The organism is Collinsella aerofaciens (genome assembly GCF_040915545.1).
Classification (GTDB): domain Bacteria; phylum Actinomycetota; class Coriobacteriia; order Coriobacteriales; family Coriobacteriaceae; genus Collinsella; species Collinsella aerofaciens_BE.
Genome location: NZ_JBCPDH010000014.1, coordinates 3,844 through 22,931 on the forward strand (window position 1 = coordinate 3,844; position 19,088 = coordinate 22,931).

General features: G+C 50.0%; 16 protein-coding genes. 14 read left to right on the forward strand and 2 right to left on the reverse strand.

Annotated elements, in window-relative coordinates:
- The 10 genes from AB5202_RS05865 to AB5202_RS05910 all read left to right on the forward strand — a co-directional run.
- A partial coding sequence (locus AB5202_RS05865; protein ID WP_438265664.1) for a hypothetical protein occupies nucleotides 1–1,052 on the forward strand: 1,052 nt, incomplete at its 5' end.
- A gap of 35 nt (nucleotides 1,053–1,087) precedes the next feature.
- Nucleotides 1,088–2,290, forward strand: a complete 1,203-nt coding sequence (locus tag AB5202_RS05870; RefSeq protein ID WP_368143896.1) for a lipopolysaccharide biosynthesis protein — start codon at nucleotides 1,088–1,090, stop codon at nucleotides 2,288–2,290.
- A 251-nt stretch (nucleotides 2,291–2,541) separates the two neighbouring features.
- Entirely contained in the window at nucleotides 2,542–3,597 is a 1,056-nt protein-coding gene (locus AB5202_RS05875; protein ID WP_368143894.1) for a polysaccharide biosynthesis protein, read from the forward strand.
- A 1-nt stretch (nucleotide 3,598) separates the two neighbouring features.
- Nucleotides 3,599–4,816 (forward strand): polysaccharide biosynthesis C-terminal domain-containing protein, encoded by a 1,218-nt coding sequence (locus tag AB5202_RS05880; RefSeq protein ID WP_368143893.1) that lies wholly within the window; start codon nucleotides 3,599–3,601, stop codon nucleotides 4,814–4,816.
- Nucleotides 4,817–4,878: 62 nt separating this feature from the next.
- Nucleotides 4,879–5,940, forward strand: a complete 1,062-nt coding sequence (locus tag AB5202_RS05885) for a glycosyltransferase (protein ID WP_368143892.1) — start codon at nucleotides 4,879–4,881, stop codon at nucleotides 5,938–5,940.
- 21 nt (nucleotides 5,941–5,961) lie between these two features.
- The gene (gene wecB, locus AB5202_RS05890) at nucleotides 5,962–7,137 is read left to right on the forward strand and encodes a non-hydrolyzing UDP-N-acetylglucosamine 2-epimerase (protein ID WP_368143891.1); all 1,176 of its coding nucleotides are present in this window, start codon (nucleotides 5,962–5,964) and stop codon (nucleotides 7,135–7,137) included.
- A complete protein-coding gene (locus tag AB5202_RS05895; protein WP_368143890.1) occupies nucleotides 7,119–8,378 on the forward strand; it encodes a glycosyltransferase family 4 protein in 1,260 nt (419 codons plus the stop codon). The genes wecB and AB5202_RS05895 overlap by 19 nt, the downstream gene beginning before the upstream one ends.
- Before the next feature lie 26 nt (nucleotides 8,379–8,404).
- Nucleotides 8,405–9,118 carry a glycosyltransferase family 2 protein gene (locus tag AB5202_RS05900; protein WP_368143889.1) on the forward strand — a complete coding sequence of 238 codons (714 nt, stop codon included), beginning with the start codon at nucleotides 8,405–8,407 and terminating at the stop codon, nucleotides 9,116–9,118.
- Nucleotides 9,119–9,120: 2 nt separating this feature from the next.
- Nucleotides 9,121–9,471 carry a DUF2304 domain-containing protein gene (locus AB5202_RS05905; protein WP_368147492.1) on the forward strand — a complete coding sequence of 117 codons (351 nt, stop codon included), beginning with the start codon at nucleotides 9,121–9,123 and terminating at the stop codon, nucleotides 9,469–9,471.
- A gap of 26 nt (nucleotides 9,472–9,497) precedes the next feature.
- Nucleotides 9,498–11,681 (forward strand): DUF7657 domain-containing protein, encoded by a 2,184-nt coding sequence (locus tag AB5202_RS05910; RefSeq protein ID WP_368143887.1) that lies wholly within the window; start codon nucleotides 9,498–9,500, stop codon nucleotides 11,679–11,681.
- A gap of 78 nt (nucleotides 11,682–11,759) precedes the next feature.
- Here the strand turns inward: AB5202_RS05910 and AB5202_RS05915 are convergent, their stop codons facing one another.
- Together AB5202_RS05915 and AB5202_RS05920 are read right to left on the reverse strand one after the other, a co-directional pair.
- Nucleotides 11,760–14,159 (reverse strand): glycosyltransferase family 2 protein, encoded by a 2,400-nt coding sequence (locus tag AB5202_RS05915; RefSeq protein ID WP_161145081.1) that lies wholly within the window; start codon nucleotides 14,157–14,159, stop codon nucleotides 11,760–11,762.
- A gap of 75 nt (nucleotides 14,160–14,234) precedes the next feature.
- A complete protein-coding gene (locus AB5202_RS05920) occupies nucleotides 14,235–15,428 on the reverse strand; it encodes a DUF4422 domain-containing protein (RefSeq protein ID WP_368143886.1) in 1,194 nt (397 codons plus the stop codon).
- A gap of 139 nt (nucleotides 15,429–15,567) precedes the next feature.
- Between AB5202_RS05920 and rfbA the strand changes: the two genes are divergently transcribed.
- From rfbA to rfbB, 4 genes are all read left to right on the forward strand, one after another.
- Nucleotides 15,568–16,467 (forward strand): glucose-1-phosphate thymidylyltransferase RfbA, encoded by a 900-nt coding sequence (gene rfbA / locus AB5202_RS05925; RefSeq protein WP_368143885.1) that lies wholly within the window; start codon nucleotides 15,568–15,570, stop codon nucleotides 16,465–16,467.
- A 95-nt stretch (nucleotides 16,468–16,562) separates the two neighbouring features.
- Nucleotides 16,563–17,000 carry a DUF4869 domain-containing protein gene (locus AB5202_RS05930; protein WP_040360074.1) on the forward strand — a complete coding sequence of 146 codons (438 nt, stop codon included), beginning with the start codon at nucleotides 16,563–16,565 and terminating at the stop codon, nucleotides 16,998–17,000.
- Nucleotides 17,001–17,009: 9 nt separating this feature from the next.
- Nucleotides 17,010–17,984 carry a hypothetical protein gene (locus AB5202_RS05935; protein ID WP_368143883.1) on the forward strand — a complete coding sequence of 325 codons (975 nt, stop codon included), beginning with the start codon at nucleotides 17,010–17,012 and terminating at the stop codon, nucleotides 17,982–17,984.
- 75 nt (nucleotides 17,985–18,059) lie between these two features.
- Entirely contained in the window at nucleotides 18,060–19,079 is a 1,020-nt protein-coding gene (rfbB, locus tag AB5202_RS05940) for a dTDP-glucose 4,6-dehydratase (RefSeq protein WP_368143881.1), read from the forward strand.
- Nucleotides 19,080–19,088: the final 9 nt, after the last annotated feature.

Here is a 19,088-nt window from a genome sequence, read left to right on the forward strand (position 1 = left end):
TTGACGATGCTGCCGTGCTGCGCCATTTCGTCAGCTGCGGCATGGCGGAGGGCAGGCGCGGGAACGAGTCCTTCGACGTGCTGAGCTATTACAACAGATACCCCGACCTGCGTCGCGCGTTCGGTGCCAACCTCACCGCTCTATATGGCCATTACCTCAGTAGCGGTCGCGCTGAGGGGAGGATCGCGACCGGATGCGATTCCCTCGCGGGCGCTGTCGTTTCGCAAGGCGGTACCGATTATTCCCCCGTTTACGATTTCGACTTCTATACCTCCAACAACGGTGACGTCCTGAACGCCTTTACAGCCGTCAGGGGCGGTTTGAGGTTCGTTGACGATGCTGCCGTGCTGCGCCATTTCGTCAGCTGCGGCATGGCGGAGGGCAGGCGCGGGAACGAGTCCTTCGACGTTTACGGCTATCGAAATCGTTATACGGACCTGAGGAAGGCCTTCGGGCTGAACCTGAAGGGCTATTACATTCACTATTTATATTGCGGCATTAAGGAGGGGCGTAATGGCGCAAGTATGACTGGATATGAAGGTCTTATTATGTCGTCCGCCTATTCAACCTATCTAGATGCCGCCAATCATTTCACAAAGACCGTGGGCACTAAAGGATTCCCTTCAGCTGTTTATACGGATAGGGGAGTGTCGAACATTAGAGATTTCTGCAGAATTCTATATGAAGAAGCTCAGTCGGAAGGTGTCTCACCTGAGGTTTTATATGGACAGGTGATGAAAGAAACGGGATATCTAAAGTTTGGCAATTTGGTTCAGCCTGATCAGTGCAACTTTGGAGGCCTTGGTGCCACGGGGGCTGGTAATCCAGGCTATAGCTTCGGATCTGTTCGTGAGGGACTGCGGGCGCAGGTCCAACATCTAAAGGCGTATGGTTCAACGGATCCCTTGGTTAATCCGTGCATTGATGCTCGCTTTAAATATGTCAGTCGTGGTTGCGCTCCGAGAACCATTGATTTAAATGGTAAATGGGCTGTTCCTGGCGTTGGATACGGTGAAAGCATTGATGCAATCGCCAAAGAGGTTATTGGTTAGGCTATTTAATAAGATCTAAAACCGATTGGGTTAAATTGACTGATAATTTAAAGAAAAACATTACATGGAATACCGTAGGCTCTATTGCATACCTTGCTTGCCAGTGGTTAACGACAGTTGCTGTAGTTCGACTATCGTCGGATTTTACCTACGCCGGTGATTTATCTTTGGCAATGACAATCAGCAATCTATTTGTTCCAATCGGTTTATATAAGATTCGATCCTTTCAAGTATCCGATCTTTCATGTGAGTATTCTTCAGGGGAATACATTGGTTTTCGTCTAAGCACAATAGTGTTGGGATTTGTTTTCGTATTACCTTATGCATTCTTTACCTGCCAGCAGTCTTCCCTTCTCCCCGTGTACCTCTATTGCATATATAAGTCAATTGAAGTTATGGTTGATGTGTTCCATGGTATTGATCAAAAAGCGGGAAATATGATTTATTGTGGCATGTCGATGCTACTGAGAGGTATTTTGTCTCTTCTGGTGTTTTGTGCCGGAATGTATATCTCACATTCTCTTGTATTGAGTATTGTGCTGATGATTGCGGTGTCTCTGCCCGTGATGATTGTTGATGCACGTTGGGCTTCTAATTTCGACTCGATCGTTCCTTCCTTTAGGTTCAAGGCGATGTCTGAACTGTTTTATAAGTGTCTTCCCGCTACGGTTGGGGTTTTTTGTTGCGCTGCGGTTACATCCGTTTCGCGTCAAGAACTTGCTACCGTACTGGGAGCCTCAATGTTGGGTGTTTATTCCTCGGTGTGTTCTCCCGCGGCAATCGTTCAGGCGGGTGCTGCTAATGCCTATGCCCCTTTGCTCGGCGCTTTTGCGAGCGCCAGCGAGTCGGAGGATAATAAAACATTTAATACAATGTTGATGAAGGTCGTTCTTGGCGCCGTTGTTTTGTCCATTGCTATTCTGTTCGCTTGTTTTATCTGCGGCGACTACTTGTTGGGACTAATTTTTGGTGACCAAATTCATCAGTACTCTTTTTTGCTGTACGGTGCGGTTATTAGCTCGCTGCTTACGGCGTTTATCGGTTTCTTTTCCGACCTGACGATTGTTAAGAGAAAGATGGCTGGTAATCTTGTTGGTAATTTGGTTGCTTTAATTGTTGCCGTCCCCCTTTCTAGCTTATTGATTCAGCTATTTGGACCTAACGGAACGAGCGTTGCAATTTCGCTTGCTTATCTTGTCGGGTGTGTCGCGATGCTTCCATGCATTATTCGGAAATAGTGCATCAGGGATTCGTTAAATACTTAGATATAAAAGTGTTTGGCTGACGCTATATATCCACCTGCAATGACTTCTTCAACGTTAATTGGGGGAATTATCAATTTCGCGCAGGTATAAACGCTTTTTAATTCTAATTTATGCGCAGCAGTCGTCTTTTCGTTTAGGATAAGAAACGTTATTAGTAGGTTAAGCATCGACTTACAATTTCTATAAGTTTCATTCACCTTTAGTTTATTTAATTGGAGCTTGAAATGTGCGATAGCGTTTTCAAGGACAAGACCCTCATGATCACGGGAGGCACCGGCTCGTTCGGCAACACGGTGCTCAAGCACTTCATGGACACCGATCTGGCCGAGATCCGCATCTTCTCCCGCGACGAGAAGAAGCAGGACGACATGCGCCACCGCCTGCAGGAGAAGTCGCCCGAGCTCGCCTCCAAGGTGCGCTTCTTCATCGGCGACGTCCGCAACGCCCAATCGGTGCGCGACGCCATGCACGGCGTGGACTACATCTTCCACGCCGCCGCCCTCAAGCAGGTGCCCTCCTGCGAGTTCTTCCCCATGGAGGCCGTGCGCACCAACGTCATCGGCACGGACAACGTCCTGCACGCCGCCATCGACGAGGGCGTCGACCGCGTCGTGTGCCTGTCCACCGACAAGGCCGCCTACCCCATCAACGCCATGGGCAAGTCCAAGGCCATGATGGAGTCCATCATCTACGCCAACGCCCGAAACGGCGCCGGCCGCACCACCATCTGCTGCACACGCTACGGCAACGTCATGTGCTCGCGCGGCAGCGTCATCCCGCTGTTCATCGACCGCATCCGCAAGGGCGAGCCGCTGACGGTCACCGACCCCAACATGACCCGCTTCCTCATGAACCTGGACGAGGCCGTCGACCTGGTGCAGTTCGCCTTCGAGCACGCTAACCCCGGCGACCTCTTCATCCAGAAGGCCCCTGCCTCCACCATCGGCGACCTCGCCGAGGCCGTCCAGGAGGTCTTCGGGCACGTGGGCACCCAGGTGATCGGCACCCGCCACGGCGAGAAGCTCTTCGAGACCCTCATGACCCGCGAGGAGCGCCTGAGAGCCGAGGACATGGGCGGCTACTACCGCGTGGCCTGCGACTCGCGCGACCTGAACTACGACAAGTTCGTCGTCGACGGCGAGGTGGAGACCCAGGCCGACGAGTCCTACACCTCCCACAACACCGAGAGGCTCGACGTGGCGGGCACCATCGCCAAGATCAAGACCGCCGAGTACGTGCAGCTGGCGCTCGAGGGCCGCGAGCACGAGGCGGTGCAGTAGGGTGCGCGTCCTCGTCACCGGCGCGAGGGGCTTCGTCGGCAGGAACCTCTGCTGCGCCCTCAAGAACATAAGGGACGGCAAGGACCGCCGTGAGAAGTATCAGTCGCTGCTCCCGCTCGAGGTCATGGAGTTCGACGTCGACTCCACGCCCGGGGAGCTTGACGAGTACTGCTCCCGTGCCGACTTCGTCTTCAACCTGGCCGGCGTCAACCGCCCCGAGGACCAGTCCGAGTTCATGGAGGGCAACTTCGGGTTCGCCTCCACGCTGCTGGACACCCTTGAGAGCCACGGGAATAAGTGCCCCGTCATGCTCTCCAGCTCCGCGCAGGCGAGCCTGTCGGGCCGCTTCGAGGGATCGGTCTACGGCGAGTCGAAGCTCGCGGGGGAGGGCCTGTTCCGCGAGTATTCCGAGAGGACCGGCGCGCCGGTGCTCATCTACCGCTTCCCCAACCTCTACGGCAAGTGGTGCCGCCCGCGCTACAACTCCGCCGTCGCCACGTTCTGCGACGCCATCGCCAACGGCCGCCCCTACACCGTGAACGACCCCTCGGTGGAGCTGGAGCTCCTCTACATCGACGACCTCGTCGACGAGATGCTGGGCGCCCTGCTGGGGAAGGAGCACCGTTGCGGCTACGAGGGCCTCGAGCGCGTCGTGGGCGACGGGTTCTGCTACGTCCCGAAAACTGACGTGAAGACCCTGGGCGAGATCGTCTACCTGCTGGACAGCTTCCGAGACAGCCGCGAGACGCTCTCCGTGCCCGATCTATCCGAGTGTTCCTTCTCCAAGAAGCTCTGGAGCACGTTCCTGTCCTACTACGAGCCGGGGCACTTTGCCTATGGCCTCAAACCCAACACCGACGATCGCGGCTCGTTCACCGAGTTCCTGCGCACACCCGAGCGCGGCCAGGTGTCGATCAACGTGTCCAAGCCCGGCATCACCAAGGGCAACCACTGGCACATGAGCAAGTGGGAGAGGTTCCTGGTGGTCTCCGGCACCGCCTCCATCAAGCTGAGGAAGGTGGGGGAGGATGCCGGCGGCAACCCGTTCCCCGTCGACGAGTACGTCGTCTCCGGCTCCGACATGCGCGCCGTGGAGATGATCCCCGGCTACACGCACTCCATCACCAACCTGTCCGACACCGAGGACCTCGTGACGGTCATGTGGGCCAACGAGCCCTTCGACCCCGAGGACCCCGACACTTACTACGAGGAAGTCTAGAGGTTTTGACCAGATACGCTCATATTAATAGCGTTCCAAATGGATCCACTGGGCGCTTTATGATGAAGGAGCATCTTGCTCTTATTGATCAGGGGCACGAATCGCTTGCTTGCTGGGGCAGAAGAAGGCCTGCGAACAGTGTCAGTGAATACTGTTTTGGGTCACCGACTAATTTTATACTTGACGTTGGTCTTACTCTCCTTGACGGTAAGGTAGGCTTTCATTCGGTGAGGCAAACCGACGCGTTGATTCATCGTCTTGATGAGTTCGGTCCTGACGTGGTTCACTTGCACAACCTCCATGGTTACTATTTGAATATTGATAAACTGTTTAAATGGTTGATGAGATCTGATTGTCGTGTTGTATGGACTTTGCACGACTGCTGGGCTTTTACCGGCCATTGCCCTTATTTCACCTATTCTTGCTGCAATCAATGGAAAACTGGATGTGGCGCCAAGAGGTGCCCTCAACTTATGGGATATCCTCCAACTATTAATTCTGCATCATGTAAATGGAGCTACGAGGCCAAACGTTCGATTTTCACTTCGCTGCCTTCCAATCGAATGACTATCATTACCCCTTCTAAATGGCTGGCTGGACTGGTCGCTTGTAGCTATTTATCAAAGTATCCGATTGAGGTTGTACACAATACGATTGATCTCAACGTTTTTAAGCCACGATCCAATAGTGAGGTTTTTAGCGTTAAGGAGAAATACGGCCTTGATTCGAGGAAAATTATTTTAGGGGTTGCCTCTCCATGGTCCAAGCGTAAGGGTCTTTCAGACTTTTTTGCCCTTACGGATAAGCTTGACAAGTCCGGGTATTCTATTGTTTTGGTTGGACTGAGTGCTAAGCAGATGAGGCAACTACCTCCGGGGGTGGTTGGTATTCCGCGAACCGACTCTCAGATAGAGTTGGCCTCACTATATAGTTCTGCCTCCGTTCTATTCAATCCGACATACGAAGATAATTATCCTACGGTCAATCTTGAGGCTGAGGCTTGTGGGGTTCCGGTCGTTTGTTACGATGTCGGTGGATGCTCCGAGACCTTGCATAGGGACGATTCAAAACTTGTTGAATGTGGTGACGTGCTGTCCGCCTCATTATTGTTGGCTAAATACTAGACTCGGCTTTTAGGGAAAACTATGAATTCCAATATTTCTTTTAATAACGACGGCCGCCTGAAGCTACTCATCATCGTGGGCACCCGCCCCGAGGTCATCCGCCTGTCCGAGGTCATCAAGAAGTGCCGCCGCCACTTCGACTGCCTGCTGGCGCATACCGGGCAGAACTACGACTATACGCTCAACGGCATCTTCTTCCGCGACCTGTCGCTGGACGACCCCGACGTCTACCTGGACGCCGTGGGCGCCGACTTGGGCGAGACCGTGGGCAACATCATCGCCGCCAGCTACAAGCTGATGGTCCGAGTGCAGCCCGACGCCCTGCTGATCCTGGGCGACACCAACAGCTGCCTGTCCGCCATCGCGGCCAAGAGGCTCCACATCCCCATCTTCCACATGGAGGCGGGCAACCGCTGCAAGGACGAGTGCCTGCCCGAGGAGACCAACCGCCGTATCGTCGACGTGATCTCCGACGTCAACCTGGCCTACTCCGAGCACGCCCGCCGCTACCTCAAGGACACCGGCTGCGCGCCGGAGCGCACCTACGTCACGGGCTCGCCCATGGCGGAGGTCCTGCGCGCCAACCTGGACAAGATTGAGGCGTCGGACGTCCTTGCCGAGCTCGACTTGGAGCCTAAGCGCTACATGCTGCTCTCCGCCCACCGCGAGGAGAACATCGACACCGAGGCGAACTTCACGAGCCTGTTCACCGCGATCAACGCGCTGGCCGAGAAATACGACATGCCGATCCTGTACTCCTGCCACCCGCGCTCCCGCAAGCGCCTGGAGGCCACCGGCTTCAAGCTGGACCCGCGCGTGCGCATGCACGAGCCCATGGGCTTCCATGACTACAACTGCCTGCAGATGAACGCCTTCGCGGTGGTGTCGGACTCCGGCACCCTGCCCGAGGAGTCGAGCTTCTTCGCGTCTATCGGCCGCCCGTTCCCGGCAGTGTGCATCCGCACTTCCACTGAACGCCCCGAGGCCCTGGACAAGGCCTGCTTCACGCTCGCCGGCATCTCCGAGAGGGGCCTGCTGCAGGCCGTCCACACCGCCGTCGAGCTCGACGCGGAGGGGTCGCTCCCCGAGGCGCCCGTTCCCGACTACGCCGACGAGACCGTGTCCACCAAGGTGGTCAAGATCATCCAGAGCTACACCGGCGTCGTGGACAAGATGGTGTGGAGGAAGAGCATTTAATGACTAGCTCATGTGCTGGAAAGAAAATGCTTGTTGTTACGCAGCATTTCTATCCGGAATCTTTTCGAATTAATGACTTGGTGAAGGGATTTGTTGAAGACGGAGTAAGCGTAGATGTTCTCTGTGGCATCCCTAATTATCCTTCAGGCGAATGGTCTGATGGATATGGTTATTTCGGTCACCGTCGAGACGATTATTTCGGTGCGTCCGTTTTTCGGTCTGGCGAAATCCGTCGTAAGGGTAATACTTCGATACGCATTTTCCTGAACTATATTAGCTGGCCAATTACTGCTTCTTTTAGAGCTTTGAGGCTCAATAAAAAGTATGACGTTGTATTTTGCTACAATACAAGTCCTATTTTGATGGTAATTCCTGCAAGGGTTGCTGCATGGCGAAATAAATGTCCTCTAGTAACTTATGTCTTGGATATTTGGCCCGAGAACCTTTACACAGTCTTGAATGTCCAAAGCGGTTTTCTGAGGTCTTTTGCCAAATCTTTTTGCGACAAGCAGTATGCGGCCTGCAATAAGCTGATTGCTTTGAGCGACTCTTTGGCTGATAACCTGCTTCATAGAGTCAAGCCTTTGAATTCTGATGTTTCGATAGACGTAATACCTCAACATTGCGAGGAGAGTTACGAGCAAAAGATTGTCTCATCGGAACTGAGATCGCAATTCAAAAATCAATGCGTATTCCTATTTGCTGGTTCTATAACCCCCGCCCAAGGGCTTGATACGGTTATTGAAGCGTTCTCGCGTGCAATTTCAGAGAGCCCTATCGAGATGAAGCTGTTAATTCTTGGCGATGGCATGTCTAGGGCAGAACTGCAGAAGCTCGTTTCAAGTAAGGGGCTTGATAGTTCTGTTATGTTTTTGGGGCGCGTGGATCCCGAGGTCGTGCCCATGTATTCAGACATTGCAACGTCAATGATTGCACCATTTGCTGACAATCCCGAGTTAGAGCTTACTATTCCGGCGAAAATTTCAAGTTGCATGGCGTCTTCGAAACCAATACTTGCCGTAATGCGCGGTGAAGGGGCCAATGCGGTTCGTTTTGCTAGATGCGGGTTCGTCTCCAATCCTTCAGATGTTAATGCACTTGCTAACAACATGGTTAAAATTGCTTCAATGAATAAAGACGCTATTGAAGCTTTAGGATCTAATGGCTTCAATTATTATCGTGAGCATTTCTCGAGATTGGTTTGTTTGGATAAAATTAAGCAGGTTCTATTTTCAATATAGGTCCGATGTGGATCGTTGGGGTTTTAATGGATGACATGTTGAGAGTGCTGGTAATCATTCCTGCATATAATGAGCAAGCCAATATCGTTCAGACTGTTTCATCGGTTGTTGAAGCTGGCTATGATTATATAGTGGTGAATGATGGCTCAACCGATAAAACTCTATCTATCTGCCGTCAACATGGATTTAATGTCCTTGACCTTCCGCAAAATTTGGGCATCGGTGGTGCTGTTCAGGCCGGTCATAAATATGCGCTCAGGCATGGTTATGACATTGATGTCCAGGTTGATGGTGACGGGCAGCATGATCCTTCTTATATTGGGAACCTAATCGAGCCGGTTATTGATGGTGCCGATTTATCCATTGGTTCCAGATTTGCCGTTCCCACGGAAGGCTTTCAGTCTACTTTTTTAAGGAGAGTAGGTATCCGATGGCTTTCTGGTTGGTTGAGATTATTTACCGGAAAGACGATTAAAGATCCTACTTCTGGATTTCGCGCGTGCGGCAAAAAAGCCATAGATCTGTTCTGTAGGGACTATCCAGATGATTATCCTGAGCCTGAATCTATTGCCGCAGCATTAAAAACTGGTCTTTCAGTGGTTGAGGTTCCTGTACTTATGCGCGAGAGGCAGGGCGGAGTGTCATCAATTTCTGGCTTTTCTTCAATTTATTACATGATTAAGGTTTCGCTTGCAATTTCCATGGCCTGTTTTGTTTATAGAAAGGCGGCTCACTCATGAGTATGATAATTCGCGTGGGCGCTGGCGTAATTTTTAGTGGCCTTTTCTTTTATGTTGTTTCCTTAGTCGGTAAAGGAAAGCTACTTTTAAAGTACTCGTTACTATGGCTTTGCCTGTGCGTGGTGGCCCTATTTTGCGTTTGCTTTCCGGAGTTAATTTATCGAATTTCAGATCGTATTGGGTTTATTAGCCCGTCAAATTTCGCTTTTCTTGTCGCTGTAGTACTTTTATTGATGATTTCATTATCACTCAGTATTGCGATTAGCAGACTCGTTACGGCTTGCAAGAACTTAACCCAACGTATTGCGATTCTTGAAAATGAGAATGATGTTTTGCGAAATCAGCAGAGTTAATTAAAGACGAGGTTTAGATTAACTGTATGAATAACTATTTAGGAGCGGAAGCTCGAAACCATCGTGTTTGCAGCGGCTTGTATCGCCTTTACCATGTTGGTATTTTTGCCCTGCCGTTATCTTTTGCACTGATATATCTGTCTTTGTTTGTTAATTATATTGATGCTTTCTATGGCACGGTTGGCTTTACAATTGCCAACCCGATGTTTAATGACGATATGGCAGTTCTATTTGTTGCTGGAGTGACTATTGTATTTGTCATTTCTGTAATCAAATTGGTGGAGTATAAAAGCGAGTTTTTGTATAAACATCGATGGTTAATCGGTATGACTGTTGCGATGCTTGCCGTTGCTTTTAAAATCAGCGGCTCATCGATTGGAATGTGGAGCATTATGCTTCCCGGAAACGCTGGTACTCCGTTTTGGGGTATACCGAGGTCCCTTCGAAGTGATGAGTTCTCAGTTGGAACCCTGTTTCAACTCTCTCAATCCCATAATGGCTATGCTCCAATTTCGGAAATCCTGAGAGGAGATTTAACGGATGTCCGGATGGTTTATGGCGCTTCCTGCTGGAGCATAATCACGTTATTTAGACCAGTGCTTTGGGGTTATTTGTTATTTGGTTTTGAATTCGGTCTAGCGTTTGCTTGGTCCGCGAAACTATGTCTAATGGTTCTTGTCTCTTTTGATTGTGCCTTTCTCATTATTAAGTCAAAGCCGCTCAGCTTGCTCTTTTCATGCTTGCTTTGTTTTTCGCCACTAATTCAATGGTGGGGCACGGGCGAGGTGATTCTTTATGGCCAAGCCCTTGTCTTGTTGTTGGATAGGGCGCTCTTTACTCGAAAAAGGAATATCAGGATTATTGCGATGGTTGCTATAGCATGGCTATGTGGTTGTTACATAATGCTGATGTATCCTGCTTGGATGGTCCCATTTTTCTTCATTTTTGCCTTGATGGGTGTATTTAGAATAATAGAGTATTGTCAAACTTTAAAATCTAACGATCAACATTCAGTTCTTGCATGGTCACTAAGTGATACTTTTGTTTTAGTATTCTGCCTATTGATCTCAGCGGGGCTAATATTCCTTTCCTTCTTCCAGTCCTCCGAAGCAATGACATCTGTTATGAATACCGTTTATCCTGGTGCGCGCTTTGAAACTGGTGGAAGCGGACTCCCTGAACTTTTTTCTCATGCAATTCCACTCTTTTACGCCTTTGATTCACCGCTGGTTTCAAATGAATGCGAAATTGCAACCATTCTTTGTTTCTTCCCTCTTGGAACGCTTGCATCTCTGCTTTGTTTTATTAAAAGGCGAGATTGGCAGTTAATCGTGCTTACAGCACTTCAACTGTTTTTCCTAGTCTTTGCATTTATTGGTTTTCCGTCATTTCTATCTCGAATAACCTTAATGTATAACGTTCCTGTTTTGCGACTATTGTTTCCTATTGGTTACCTGGAACTTCTCCTATTTTTGATTTCTGTCGAAAAGGCTAAAGAATCCCAAGGGAAGTACAGCTCCATTGGTTATTTGCCAATTATCTTAATAATCGGTCTTATTCTGAGTTCAGCATTCCAGATTTTCATGCTTCTTTCTGCGAAATATCTTGTCGCAAGGATGCTGTATCTGTTAATGCTTATGTTGTTCTGTCTTTTTTCGTGCCTTTCGTTTTGCTCCTTTATTCTTGGAAAAAAATGTACCGGTTTATTCGTTGCTTTTGCGATTTGCTTCGGCGTAATTCCTGGGCTCTGTATTAATCCAATTCAAATCGGTGCGGCTCCACTTACAGATACGAATTTAGAGTCTCTCGTTAATCAGTTTGTGGAAGAGAGTGATTATTCAGATAAATGGGTTGTCGATGGTTCTTGGACAGTTGCCAATCTTTGCGCTGCGTATGGAGCTCCTGTAATTAACTCCACCAATGCTTATCCTGATCTGACGCGTTGGAATTCTATTGATGATAATAACGAGAATGAGTACGCATACAACAGATATGCTCATATCGTTGCTAACGTATTCGCTCCATCTACGTCATTTAATTCCACTCAGGATGATCTCTTCACAGTGAATTTGACTGAAAATGATTTAAGGCAGCTTAATGTGAAGTACGTTATGTCTAGTAGAGATTTGACAGAGTATTCATCTGTTGAATTGCAAATCACGCAATTAGGTTCAGCAAATGGGTTCTTTCTTTATAAATTAACCTATTGAGAATAAGGGGCTGTCGGTTAAACCGACAGCCCCTTATTCCTCCTTTACCTGCTCAGAATTAAAGCGTTATAAGCGTTTTTAAATTTGATAATACAAATTCCCGCTGACGATGTTGCGATTTATATACGGATCGCCCTTCACGTAATACTCTGGCCATAGGTAGTTGAGCAGTGAGTATTCCCTATGGAATCTCATTTTCTTTTCATCGCTGATTTCGTAGCCGCGTGATAACGACTCGTAATGATACAGCTCGGTATCGGGTGTATATACAACAAGATAGTTGTGACTTCTCACTTTGAGGCAATAGTCAACATCATTAAAAGCAACAGCCAGTTCTTCTCTAAAGCCGCCGACTTCGTCGAATACAGCTCTCTTAGTCATGAGGCATGCTGCGGTTACTGCGCTTAAATCTTGTGTGCGGTCACATAGATTGAAGTAGCCCCATTTACCTCTGGGGTAGTCTTTTCCAAGGTGACCGGCTCCAATTCCTCCGATACCGACGCCCGCATGCTGCAAAGTATTGTCGCTGTAGAAAAGTCTTGCGCCAACAATGCCAACCTCTTTTCTCGAACAAATGCCCAACATGTTTTCAATCCAGTTCGGGGTTATAACCTCCGTATCGTTGTTTAACAAGAGAAGGTAGTCGCCCTTCGCTTTGCTAGCGCCGAAATTCATCAACTTTGAGAAATTAAATTCCGCATCCCAATATTCGATGCGAATCGTATCGGGATAGCTCTTCTCTAATTCGGAGTAGTACTCGAATGTTTCTGGGTTCTCACTATTGTTTTCAATGATGACGATTTCGTAGTTATCGTACGTTGAGCGTTCAATGATCGACTTAATGCACGTATCGAGAACAGAGGGATGGTCCTTTGTCGGAATAATGATTGATACAAGTGGATGACTATCTGGAACTGCATAGGTAACTTTATAAGTGAAGGGGTCGTTCCCACGGTAAACCTTTGCTGAAACATTAAGTCTGTCCAAATGGGCCTGTACGGCTTTGACGCCAGCATCCCATGCATATAGCTTTGAGTTCGGGTCACCTGCAGTTGAGTTTTCGGTGATTCTCCAGTGGTACAGAATTTTAGCCACGTGTACCACATTCCGTGCGTTTTCTATCGCCTTAAGCGTCAGGTCATGATCTTGGGCTCCATCGTACTGCTCGTCGCCGTACTCCAGAGAATCGAATAGTGTTTTTCTGATTGCAAGAAAATGGCAAATATAATTAACACTTCGTAGTAAATCGATGCTTAAATCTGGCTTAAAGAATGGGTCACCATAGCTGCCATTGGCAAACAGTTTGTCTTCGTCGCAGTAAATAAGATCAGTATTGTTTTCAGCATTAATTGCATGCGCATATTCATAAAGCGCCGATGGCTCGAGCGTATCGTCATGGTCTAAGAAGCAAATGAAATCTCCATTCGCTTCTTTTGTCCCGGCAAGAGTATTTTTGGAAATGCCGGAATTGCTTGCTAGCTCTATTACCTTAATGCGAGCGTCTTTATTCTTAGCGGTTTCAATCATATCTACAAGCGCACTGTTATCTGGGCTTGCATTGACCAGCACAAGCTCCCAGTTCGCATAGCTCTGTTTAAGAACTGATTCCACCATTTCCCTGAACAAATTATCGGGTGTGTTGAATAGGGGAACGACGATGCTAAACAAAGGCATTTTCTTGAAGGTAACCATCGATTGCTTTTCGAGCATCGCCGAACTTGCCTTGTGTTGCTCGAACCAATTTGGATATGCAGACGGATCAATCGAAATAGGCTTCATTTTCGACGTGGTTAAAATGCGCAGCTTATCGAGCTCTTCGTTGTCCACAACAGCGAAGCTGTTAAAGCTTGGGTGGTTGTTGTCTTCGATTGTGAAGATAAGCCTATTTGTGCTATTTGGGATTCGGACCGAGTATTGAATTTCGCGACGTTTTTTATTGGGAGCAAACCACAAGGGAATCGTAATGTCATCGGTGGTGATCGGCTCGATCTCAATACGATTCATCGAAGTATCGAAGCAGCTGATGGCTATTTTGTTGTCGTTGCGCTGGGGAAGTTTTACTGAGCAACGAAGAATGGCCTCATCTCCATCTTCGATAAACTCGTGAAAACGCATGCTTGCTACATCCAAGTCATGCTTATCGTCATAGTTCCTAATGGAATGGGACAAATCATTCTTAATTTTGTAGTTTAATCTTGACGCCCATTTTGCCGTGCTAAAGCTGATTTTAATGGCGTCGTAGGCGTAGTGCGCACTCAAATCATTAATCTGAATATCGCAATCACCAGTTCTGAGGTCGGGAAGAACTACGACGTATTGACTTTTATCTGACTCGTATGGATAGATTGAGCTTGGTATTGTCGTTCCGTCGCTCTTCGCTGCTGTCACCTGAATATTTGATACATCTATCTCAACATTCTTTAGGAGAACGTATACCTTTCCGCTTCCGCGACAAATACAATCCGTGGTAATTTTCATTTCAATTTACCTTTCCGTTGCACTGAAGATGCCCACGCTATTTCACTTGGATCTCCGGTTGATTCTTGCATTGAATTAACCCAGTACAGGTAGTCTCTCGATTCTTTCTTGGTATCGAATGCGCGCCGCTGTAATTCGACGTTCATGCCATGTTGCCATAGTTGAATTGCTCTGCTCATCTAGCGGATGAATGTTTTCATACCCAATTGGATGCATATATTCTTTAGGATTCGCTATATACATTTGCGCTGCCTCGAGATTTCCGCTGCACCTACTTCTTAAATCGGGATTTCCATTCAGAAGAGAGCCGATAGAAAAATGTGGATGTGCAACTCGATGTTCATTAATGCCGATTGCGATGAAATGTTCCAGCGCTCCAAGGGGGTCGTCTTTATATCTATCGAATAGATCCTCGTAATGATTTACATAAAAGGAATAATCAAATACAGATGAATAGTCTACTCCGTTAAATATGGCATTCGTAGAGCAAGAGCATATAAGTTGCGGTCTCCTTCGAGGCCACGTGCTTTGATCGAACGTGAGGGCTTCTTTATTAATTGGGTTAAAGATGTGGCATTCATAGCATTTAATGTCTTCCTTTTTAAGGAAGACATTAAACAGTCGTTCTGAGATAAAGCCAGGCATCCTTTGTTGATAGCTATTGCGACCACTTATATAGTCAATTCGCTTCTCAAGTTGTTTTTCGATTTTGAAAAGCCATTTACAATATCGGTCCATCAGCTCCTTTTTGCAAATAAACATATTGCATGGCGAAAAAGAACACTCCTCGCAGATTGCTTTATCAAAAGCATCCAAGTAGCTAGGGCATTTCGTCCTGATGATTTCCCTTGCCTGTAGCAGATCTGTCGAAGAATGGATCATTCTATACTGCTCAGCAACAGTGATTAAGTTGCACCCGATTGAGCTTGTGCAGGGTTCTTTGGCTGCAACAATACAGTCATAATTAGTAAGGATGTTCTCAATTTCATAGTCTTTGAGCATCTGCTTTGAGTCATTGGGGGACTCAAACGCCCTTCGATAATGCGTGAGCCCAACTATCGACTCAGGAGAATTCTTCCATATCCAATAGAGGCCGGTAAGTTCACAGTAGTGTTTGTTTTTCTGGGAAATATTATCGCCTTGATCGTCGTACAGCCATCCAGCCTGACGATTGTCTGTTGGAATGGAGCTTGCCCCAACGTAGAGCGGCTGATATGGCGCTTGCGCATCAATGTCAAAGTGCTTATGCGCTGCGATGTAAATCTTCACTGTTCCTGACGCTCTTTCCGTGCTGAGGCAATTAGATGGCCTGTTCAATGGGTATCGCTCATATATTTTTAATTGATATGACCGATAGAGATTATTATATAAGTCGTAACTAAATCAGTTAAATGACACGGAGGACTACATGAAAGGCATCATCCTCGCCGGCGGGTCCGGCACGCGCCTGTACCCGCTCACGCTCGTGACCTCCAAGCAGCTGCTGCCGGTCTACGACAAGCCCATGATCTACTACCCGCTGTCCACCCTCATGCTGGCGGGAATCCGGGACATCCTGGTCATCTCCACGCCGACGGACCTGCCCAACTTCGAGCGCCTGCTCGGGGACGGCTCGCGCTACGGCGTGAACCTCTCCTACGCCGAGCAGCCGAGCCCCGACGGCCTGGCGCAGGCATTCACCATCGGCGAGGAGTTCATCGCCGGCGAGCCGTGCGCGCTGGTGCTCGGCGACAACATCTTCTACGGCAACGGCCTTTCGCGCCACCTGACGCGCGCCGTCCAGAACGCCGAGTCGGGCCGCGCCACGGTCTTCGGCTACCACGTGGACGACCCCGAGCGCTTCGGCGTCGTGGAGTTCGACCGCGAGGGGAGGGCCGTCTCCATCGAGGAGAAGCCCGCCGAGCCCAAGAGCTCCTACGCCGTCACCGGCCTGTACTTCTACCCGGGCGACGTCGCCGCCAAGGCGCATGAGGTCAGGCCCTCGGCCCGCGGCGAGCTCGAGATCACCACGCTCAACCAGATGTACCTGGAGGAGGGGACGCTGTCCGTCGTGACCCTCGGCCGCGGCTACGCGTGGCTGGACACCGGCACCATGGAGAGCCTGCACGAGGCGGCGGAGTTCGTCCGCGCCGTGGAGCACTCCCAGGACCTGCCCGTGTCCGTGCCCGAGGAGATCGCCTGGGAGAACGGCTGGATCACGACCGCCGAGCTGGAGGAGGCCGCCAAGGCCTACGGCAAGTCGGTTTACGGGCAGCACCTGAAGAAGGTCGCCGCCGGCGAGATCGTCAACAGCCCGCGCGAGTACTAGCGCCAGCTTGTTTTCTTTTAGGGGTCACCGTTTATCTGGTGGCCCCTTTCGTTATGATTACGTTGACCATAAAGATAATATGATTGGGAGTGGATGTGTTAAGCGTCTACTTTGGCGATATGCCAGAAGCGATTTACAACACAGCGACATATTTCAAAAACTCTTACCGGTCTACTTGGATTACGGATCCCTATGCAGTCTCGATAATTAAAGATGTCGATCGATCGGATGTTGTCTCCGAAAACGTCATCGAAAGCCCCGTGCTTGGATCCATCTCCCCACTCCAGCTTTCTGGTGGCGTGAAAACGCTGCTGCTTATGAGATTTGATCGTAAGCATATTTTTAACGCCTCTACCTGTGGTGACAACTGTGCCAAGTGGATTCTTGACATGGCGAAAGACCGCAAGCTCGTTGTGAATCTCTATCATGTGATGGACTTTGGTCGCGAGGATTTTAAAATTAAAGTCGTGAATAGCGGCCGAATCGTTCACAACATGGCCGAATTGATTCACGAGTCAATTCCGTATCTGTAGGTGCTGCTTATGAACGGTTCGCATCTCGTTAAGATTTCCCGCCGCAGGGGAACCAAGTACACATTTACCATCAAGCGGAACATCACTATTGTGCGTGGCGATAGTGGCACGGGTAAGACGACACTGTTTGACATGGTCGCAGACTACATGCGAACGGGCGAGCAGTCGGGTGTTTCCTTGCAATGCGATTGTCCCTGTGTCGCCCTGACCGATTATGATTGGCGAAACCAGCTTTCGTCCGTTCATGACTCGATTGTATTTGTCGACGAGGGCTTAAAAGAGATCCATTCTGATGAGTTTGCCCATCATGTGCTGTATTCCTCGAATTATTTCGTGCTGATCTCAAGGGCTGATTTCCCCAATCTTCCGTATAGCGTGGATGAGATTTACAAGATTAAGACGAGCGGAAAATACCATTCTTTCGTCCCTGTTTATCAAGATCGCGGGAATCATCGTTATGCTATTTCCCGGTCGGCGCCAAAACAGGACTTTTCTATCCTTCTATGCGAGGACAGTAAGTCTGGTTTCCAGTTCTTTGAACGGCATTTCGCTGACAGTGAGCTTACCTGCGCTTCGGCCATGACGAACAGCGCGATTTTGGGCTGGTTGGATCAGCATTTCGACGATCGCGTGTTTGTTGTCGCGGACGGAGCGGCATTTGGGTGCCATGCGGACCGCGTCCTTAAGCTGCAAGACATTCATCGCGATACTGTTACGGTTTGTCTTCCCGAGTCATTCGAGTGGCTTCTGCTGAGCTCTGGCGTAATTTCAAGGTTAGATGTTAAGGCGGTTTTGGAAACCCCAGAAGCCTTTGTAAACAGTGAGAAGTTTAAAAGCTGGGAAGACTTCTTCTATAAGTACTTACACGATAAAACTGGGAATTCGGTCTTCCGGTACGACAAAGACTGCATTCCGGAGGCGTTTTGTAGGGGAAGTAATTCTGCGAAGGTCATGGCTCTTATCGCATGCCGAAATGTCCGATAGTTTTGTTGAATAGTGCCGCGGCGTCACTTCCTGCGGCATACTAAAGAAGCTGTACTTGCTTCAGATTGGATTTTCATGTCTGAGATTTTTGAACCTAAGAACATCATCGTCACGGGCGGCTGCGGCTTCATCGGCAGCAACTTCGTGCACTACGTCGTGAACAACCACCCGGGCGTCCACGTCACCGTCCTGGACAAGCTGACCTACGCCGGCAACCCCGAGAACATCGCGGGGCTGCCCGAGGACAGGGTCGAGCTCGTCGTCGGTGACATCTGCGACGCGGAGCTGCTCGATAGGATCGTCCCCGGCCACGACGCGATCGTGCACTACGCCGCCGAGTCCCATAACGACAACTCCATCGCCGACCCCGAGCCCTTCCTGCGCACCAACGTGGAGGGCACCTTCCGCCTGCTCGAGGCCGTGAGGAAGCACGGCGTCCGCTACCACCACGTCTCCACCGACGAAGTCTACGGCGACCTGGCGCTCGACGACCCGGCCAAGTTCACCGAGGAGACGCCGTACCGCCCGAGCAGCCCGTACTCGAGCACCAAGGCGTCCTCCGACATGCTGGTCCGCGCCTGGACCCGCACCTACGGCCTGCGCACCACGATCTCCAACTGCTCCAACAACTACGGCCCCTACCAGCACGTGGAGAAGTTCATCCCCAGGCAGATCACGAACATCATCGACGGCGTGCGCCCCAAGCTCTACGGCAAGGGCCAGAACGTCCGCGACTGGATCCACACCGAGGACCACTCCTCGGCCGTCTGGGACATCCTCACCAAGGGCCGCATGGGGGAGACCTACCTCATCGGGGCTAATGGCGAGAGGAACAACATCACCGTCCTGCGCATGATCCTTACGGCCATGGGCCGCGACCCCGAGGACTTCGACTGGGTCGCCGACCGCCCCGGCCACGACCGCCGCTACGCCATCGACAGCACGAAGCTCCAGCGCGAGCTGGGCTGGAGGCCGGCCCACACCGACTTCGCCGAGGGCCTGAAGGCCACCATCGACTGGTACGTGGCCAACGAGTCCTGGTGGCGCCCGGCCAAGGAGGCCACCGAGGCCCGCTACCGCGCACAGGGCCAGTAGGCCGAACCC